Below are 2498 nucleotides of genomic sequence, written 5' to 3' on the forward strand. Positions count from 1 at the left end.
GTGAGAAGGATATCCGACAAGCTGCGCTGCTCTTCGAAGCTCTGCAGCAGACAAGGCGATCTCCCGACTTGGCGCTCGTCTACAACGAAGCATGGAAGCGCGGGCCTACATGGCGAGAAGGTATTCGAACCGGGGCGGGAATGCTGCCGGCACAAGATGCCGAGCGGCTCAACACGGTCCTGACCGAGGGCGCAAAAAGAAACCGCGAAGAAATTGAACTTCCGTTTGGAGAATAGACCGTCTTCCAATTCCAAGGCTAAGCAGTTGATTTGATTCGAAGTGGCGAAGACAAATATAGGGGTCTTCCTCACTTTGTGTGGTTAACAAATCGTTAGTGGTCACGGCGCTATGGGCGGGCATGCGAACGAGATCGAAATGGTCGCCCGGGCCGGGCATTAAAGTGCAGAGCGTCGTGTCCAACGACGACGGTGATTGGGTTGTGTCTGCTTGCGGGCCATCCTCTGGCACATGCCCAGATTGCCAGCACCAGAGCAGAAGTCGGCATGGCTGGTCGTACCGCAGTCTTCAGGACCTGCCGATCCAAGGCAATGAGGTGACGGTAAGGCTTCAGTTGAGCCGCTGGCGTTGCACATATCGGCAGTGCAAACGGCAAACATTCACCGACCCGCTCCCGGCGATTGCCTCGCCCTACGCCCGCAGAACAAGGAGAGTCGCCGAAATAGTTGGCCTGCTGGGGCACAGCGCCGGCGGGCGGGCCGGAGAGCGCTTGATGAGACGGCTTGGGATGCCGATCAGCGACGACACCATCCTTCGGCACTTGAAGCGCAATGCTTCATGGGTCGACGACGACCCCCCGGCGCGGATCATCGGGATCGACGACTGGAGTTGGAGGAAATCGTTGCGCTACGGCACGATCATCGTTGATCTCGAACGCCGAACGGTCCTGGATATTCTCGAAGACCGGAGCGTGGAAAGCGTTGCACGATGGCTGCAGCGGCACCCGTCTATTGAGGTGGTCAGCCGAGATCGATGCGGGCTTTACGCGCAGGCCGCTCGTGAAAGTGCCCCACAAGCGTCTCAGGTGGCGGACCGCTTTCATCTCATCCAGAATCTTCGTCTTGCTATCGAGGAACAGATGAGCCTCTCCGGCCGAGCTACAGGCAGGGCACTGCTACCAGACGAGGACATAGAGAACGATCATGACGATCGGGCTTTGCATGATGGGACGCCTGAGACGCCTTGGCGCAATCAGCTTCGCCGGGCGCATCGACAGTCGCGGAAGGATGTGTTCGAGACGGTACACGCCTTGAGCAAGGAAGGCCTGACCTGCTCGGACATTGCACGTCGCACAGGATACGGCCGACGAAGCATCACGAAATGGCTGACGTTCGAAACCCCACCCGATCGACGCAGGGGCGCGCTACAGCCGACATCTCCCCTCTACTTCGAAGCGTTCCTCACCCAGTGTTGGAAGGATGGCAACCGCCGTGGTCGGCATTTGTTTCATGACATAAAACACCGAGGATACACCGGCAGCTTTTCTAATCTTGAACGCCTCCTGGCAACATGGCGCCGCGCCGAGAGGCCGGAAACGGATGAGGATAAAGATAAGGATGATGCGGCGTCGGCTCGGATTGGGCCCTCCGACAGAGCACCTGACAATTTGCCTGTCCGTGATCCGCAAACCGGTCATTTGATCTCACCCATTGTCGCGGCTACTCTTTGCATCAAGCCGCGCGGCGCACTGACCATCAATCAGGCGCGGAAAGTCGATGCCCTCAAACAGGGATCACGGACGTTTGCTGTTTTACGCAGCTTCGCCATGCGATTTCGCGGCATATTTCGTGGCCGAACCTCGGCGAAACTCGACCAATGGATCGACGATGCCATTCATTCTGGTCTCGCCTTCCTAGCCCGTTTTGCCCGTGTACTTCGCCGTGATATCGGCGCCGTCTGTAACGCCATCGACCTGCCCTGGAGCAACGGTCAGGCAGAAGGCCAGATCAACCGACTAAAGACGATCAAGCGCGCAATGTACGGCAGGGCGGGACCAGAGCTTCTCAGGGCGCGGATGATGCCAATTAAATTGACTGATCTCCACACAAATTGAGGAAGACCCAAATTAAATGGAAAGTGACACCTCCACAAAGATTTGCGGAAATCCGAACTCTGAGGGTTGTGTTTTGTTCCTGCATCCTTTGGCGGTGCCCTGTAATTGTCATCAGGCTGGAGTGAACATGATGAGCGTAGCACAGCCGCCGAAGCGCCGGTTTTTCACTGTCGCGGCCTACATCGAGAGACCCACCGGCAAGCCTTACATGCTCATCGATCTCTAGCGGCGGTCTCGGCTGAGGCCATTGCCATCGGCTGTCATCGCCGACAGGGAACAGAAGAGCTTGTCGTTGGTTCTTTGTGGGAATTAAGGATCTTCATCATGGCTACGCAACCGAGAAACGAACCACGGATAACATCCGGCAAACCTGCAGCAGGCGGATGGGGTTCAGCAAAGTCGGTGAGTAGGATCCTTCTTCGGGAGC

Annotated in this window: 1 protein-coding gene and 1 pseudogene; both read left to right on the forward strand. The window is 57.2% G+C overall.

What is annotated here, in order from left to right:
* Positions 1-236 (forward strand): annotated as a pseudogene (locus PH547_RS33585) (nucleotidyltransferase family protein); the annotation flags it as partial.
* Positions 237-358: 122 nt separating this feature from the next.
* Complete coding sequence (locus PH547_RS33590; protein WP_285170467.1) at positions 359-2071, forward strand: ISL3 family transposase; 1713 nt, start codon at positions 359-361, stop codon at positions 2069-2071.
* The last annotated feature ends 427 nt before the right edge of the window (positions 2072-2498 follow it).

Source organism: Rhizobium cerradonense (genome assembly GCF_030182455.1).
Taxonomy (GTDB): domain Bacteria; phylum Pseudomonadota; class Alphaproteobacteria; order Rhizobiales; family Rhizobiaceae; genus Rhizobium.